This is a genomic window from Sphingobium sp. WR1 (assembly GCF_059693745.1).
The window spans coordinates 1-3,962 of sequence record NZ_JCATID010000067.1; the positions used below are offsets into that span (position 1 = coordinate 1).

Sequence of the window (3,962 nt, forward strand, 5' to 3'; positions counted from 1 at the left end):
AGCCTTCTCCAGATCGTTGGTCAGTCTTGATGCCTGCCAGTTCCACGGCAGGAAGTCATCGATCCGATTGATCGGGTGGCTGCCGATGCGCTCGATGACGTCGGTAAACCACGCCTCGGGCTCGACGCCGTTGAGGCGACATGTGCCGGCCAGAGCGTAAAAGAGCGCGGCAGCCTCTCCACCCTTCATCGAGCCGACGAACATCCAGTTCCGGCGCCCGAGAGCCACGCCACGCAGGGCGTTTTCCACCAGATTGTTGCTGATCTCGAGCCGACCGTCATCGCAGTAGCGGATCATGGCATGCCAGCGGTTCAGCGGATAGCGACAGGCGCGCGCCAGATTGCTGTCGGACGACAGGCCACGGTTCTGGGTTTCCAGCCAGACGCGCAGCGCCTCCAGCTTCGGCACGGCCTTGATCTGGCGGATACGTCGTCGCTCATCGGGTGGCGCACCCTTAATATCGCGCTCGATGGCGAAGAGCTCGGCGATCCGCACGACCGCCTCCGCCGCGATCGGCGACGGGCTCTTATCCAGTATGTCGGTAAATTTCCGGCGCGCGTGCGCCCAGCATCCCACCTCGACGATATCCCTGGGCGCCTTGGTCTTGGGGTCACGATAAAGCGCATTGTATCCGGCAAAGCCGTCTGCCTGTAGATAGCCCTGATAATCGGCCAGATGTTCCGCCGGATGCGCCCCGCCACGATCTGCGCTGAAGCGGAAGGCTACGGCGGGCGGGCTCAGGTCACCGCTCGAGCGATCATCACGCAGATAGACCCAGAAGTGCCCGGTCCGACTGCCGTCGCCATTGCCCAGCAGCGTGACCGGTGTGTCGTCACCGTGGATCTTGGCGGCTTCCCGGATATAGGCGAACAGCCGCTCGCCCAGCGGTGCCAGCAGCCATGCCAGTTTCCGGGCCCAGCGGCTCATCACGTCCCGATCGATGTGGAGCCCCACCCGGCGGAAGATCACCGACTGCCGATGCCAGGGCTGATGATCGACAAAGCGGCTGACGACGAGATGGGCCAGCAGGGCGCGGCTCGCCATCACCTTGGGCAGCGGCAGATCGACAGCGGGCGCCTGGCGGATCTGTTCGCAGAATCGGCACACCAGCCTCGGCCGGACGTGGCGGATGACGCGGAAGCGCGCCGGGACATAGTCGAGGACCTCAGTGACGGCCTCGTCGATCTGCACTGTCTGGCCGTTACAGCCAGCGCTGCATGGACCGGGCTGATGATCGACCGTCTGACGCGGGAAGTGCGCAGGAAGCGGAACGCGGCCGCCGGGCTTGCGGGCCGATTTCGTCACAGGCGCCGCGGGCACCTCATCGTTGGCGGGTTCCGGGGCTTCGACCTCCTCGAACATCAGCCGCAACTGGGCGATATCCATTTTCTCAGAGCTGCGGCCGAACTGGACGCGCAGCAGCCGCGCGACACGATGCTCGAGCTTTTCGATCCGCAAGGTCTGGGCTTGAACAGGGCATTTTTCCGCTGGAGGGTAATTGGCCTGATTGAGCGCTCGACGGTGTTGTTATCCAGCTCGATCCGTCCATCCTCAAGGAAGCGNGAACAGGGCATTTTTCCGCTGGAGGGTAATTGGCCTGATTGAGCGCTCGACGGTGTTGTTATCCAGCTCGATCCGTCCATCCTCAAGGAAGCGGACGAGGCCCTTCCAGTGGTTGAGGGTGTAACCGATGGCCTCGGCTGTATGGGAGCCGCGGGGTAGTTTGGGCAGCATTTCCTTGAGCCATGGCAGCATGTCCGCGATGATCGGAGCGGCTTCAGCCTGGCGTACCGCCAGTCTGTGTTCGGGGCTGGAGCCTCGGATACGAGCCTCGATCTTGTAGAGCCCGGCGATCCGCCGCAACGCCTCATCGGCGACCGGTGCGTTGCCGCCCTTGGCATCGTCGAAGTAGCCCCTCCTGACATGTGCCCAGCAGAAGGCGAGCGTTCCGGGACCGGCCCTTCGGTCCGGCGCCTCGATATGCTTGTACGCGCCATAGCCGTCGCACTGGACGATGCCGGGGAAGTCCCCGAGCAGCTTTTCCGCCCAGACTTTCCCGCGACCTGGCATGTAGGTGTAGGCGACGGCCGGTGGATCGGTGCCGCCATGCGCGCCATCATCACGAGCGATCGCCCAGAGATATCCCGTCTTCACCTTGCCGGTGCCGGGAGCCAGGACCTTGGCCGTGGTCTCGTCAACGAACAGCCTCGCGCCCGATAGGAGGTCGGCCTTTATCCGGCTGGTCAGGCGGCCGAGCCAGGCGGCGGCTCTGCCTGCCCAGTTACACATTGTCCCCCTGTCGATCTCGATACCCTGGCGCCGCAGTGCCTGTGCCTGCCGGTAGAAGGGGGTGTGATCGGCATATTTCCTGACGAGGACGTCGGCGATCAGCGCCTCGGTGGGCAGGCCGCCTGGCACTGGCACTACATGCTTGGGCGCAGGCGCCTGGAACACGCCATCGCTGCACGCCCGACACGCCATTTTCGGACGGGACGTCACGATGACGCGATACTGGACAGGGATGACATCGAGCCGGCTTGATATGTCGCTGGCGATGCAGTGCAGCACGCCTCCGCAGCAGGGGCATTCCGTCTCGTCAGGGAGGATCACTTCCTCGACACGGGCCAGATGTGCCGGCAGCGACGCCCGCGCTGTCCCGGGCTCCCTTCGCGCCCGTTCCTTCTTTTGTCCTGTGGCAGCCGCTGCCTGCTCGGCCAAAGCCTCCAGTTCAGCGCGGGCAACATCGAGATCGTCGAGGCCCAGCGCCAACTGATCTTCGTTCAGCTTCTCCGACCGCTTTCCGAATGTCGTCCGGGTAATCTGGTCAATGATATGCTGCATCCGAGCTTCACGCTCGAGGCCGGCCAGGACCATCGCCTTGAGGATGGCGACATCGTCAGGAAGGTCGGCTGCCGTGGCGGACATGCCCCATTTCTGGCAGCTTTGGAGCGGTCCGCAATGGCCTTTCGATCAAGGGAATCAGGCGTGCGACCTATCGCGTCGTCACCGGAACCTGGGTGCGCGGCGTGTGCATTTTCGACCATTGCAGCCCTTCGAACAAGGCCGACGCCTGCGATGCTGACAGTCGCATCACGCCATCATGCGCCCGGGGCCAATGAAAGCCTCCGGTCTGCAAGACCTTGCTCACAAGTACCAGGCCGGTGCCGTCCCAGACCAGCAGCTTGATCCTGTTCGCCCGCCTCGAGCGGAAGATGAAGACCACCCCCGAGAAGGGCTTGAGTCCGAGTTCATGCTCGACCAGCGCCGCGAGGCTGACGGCACCTTTCCTGAAGTCGACCGGCTTTGTCGCCACCATCACCTTAAGCGGCCCTGGCGGGATGATCATCCCGACCGGCTCACCGCGGCAAGCACACAGGCGATATGATCCTCGCTCGCCCCTGGCGGCACATGGATCGCCAGCCTTGCCGTGCGGATCACGATCTCATCGCCTCCACCATCAGCCGGGCCGGAGCCGCCCGCATCTTCTACCACCGCCGGAACGAAACCCAGCTTCTTGCTGGCCAGGCGCTTGCCCGGAATGCTGTCATGCCGCCACGCATAAAGCTGCTGCGGCAGCAGCCCATGCGTCCGTGCGATTTCTGCGATGTTGGCGCCGGGCTCAAAACTCGACGCGATGATCCGGGCCTTGGCCTCGGCCGACCAGCGGCGACGCGCCGGTCCCGCTGGAATGACATCCATAGGCGAGGGCCGCTGGCCCTCCTGCCTTTCGAAACCTGTTTCGAATGTTCTTACATCATCAGCCACTACGATACCCCTCGGATGAGGGGCAAAACATAGACAGATCAGCAGCTACGAAAATGTGGGGAGGTTTTGGCGCTTACGATAGCGGCGACGGGCGAGGTGCATCTGGAAACCAGGTTTGCGGAAAAACCACTGCAAAGCCGCCTGATGTGCGGTTCTGAGCGGATGCGTATATTGCTGGGCGCGGATATTTATGACAT

The 3,962-nt window shown here is 63.4% G+C and carries 4 protein-coding genes and 1 pseudogene; all 5 read right to left on the reverse strand.

Features of this window, described 5'->3' with window-relative positions; translation table 11 throughout:
* On the reverse strand, positions 1-1,458 hold a 1,458-nt coding region (gene tnpC / locus AC58EF_RS28240; RefSeq protein WP_497279680.1), incomplete at its 3' end, for an IS66 family transposase.
* Positions 1,362-1,643 (reverse strand): IS66 family transposase, encoded by a 282-nt coding sequence (locus AC58EF_RS28245; RefSeq protein ID WP_497279681.1) that lies wholly within the window; start codon positions 1,641-1,643, stop codon positions 1,362-1,364. The genes AC58EF_RS28245 and tnpC (AC58EF_RS28240), both read right to left, overlap by 97 nt.
* Positions 1,564-2,925: pseudogene (tnpC, locus tag AC58EF_RS28250) on the reverse strand (IS66 family transposase); the annotation flags it as partial. The pseudogene tnpC (AC58EF_RS28250) and the gene AC58EF_RS28245, both read right to left, overlap by 80 nt.
* Positions 2,926-2,992: 67 nt before the next feature.
* On the reverse strand, positions 2,993-3,346 hold the full coding sequence (tnpB, locus tag AC58EF_RS28255) for an IS66 family insertion sequence element accessory protein TnpB (protein WP_497279682.1): 354 nt from the start codon (positions 3,344-3,346) through the stop codon (positions 2,993-2,995).
* Positions 3,343-3,699, reverse strand: a complete 357-nt coding sequence (tnpA, locus tag AC58EF_RS28260) for an IS66-like element accessory protein TnpA (RefSeq protein WP_497279683.1) — start codon at positions 3,697-3,699, stop codon at positions 3,343-3,345. Before tnpA ends, tnpB begins: the two co-directional genes overlap by 4 nt.
* Positions 3,700-3,962 lie beyond the last annotated feature (263 nt).

Excerpts from the sequence above, each read along its gene's own strand:
- tnpA (WP_497279683.1), bottom strand. The coding sequence starts at position 3,699 with ATGGATGTCATTCCAGCGGGACCGGCGCGTCGCCGCTGGTCGGCCGAG.
- tnpB (WP_497279682.1), bottom strand. The coding sequence starts at position 3,346 with ATGATCATCCCGCCAGGGCCGCTTAAGGTGATGGTGGCGACAAAGCCG.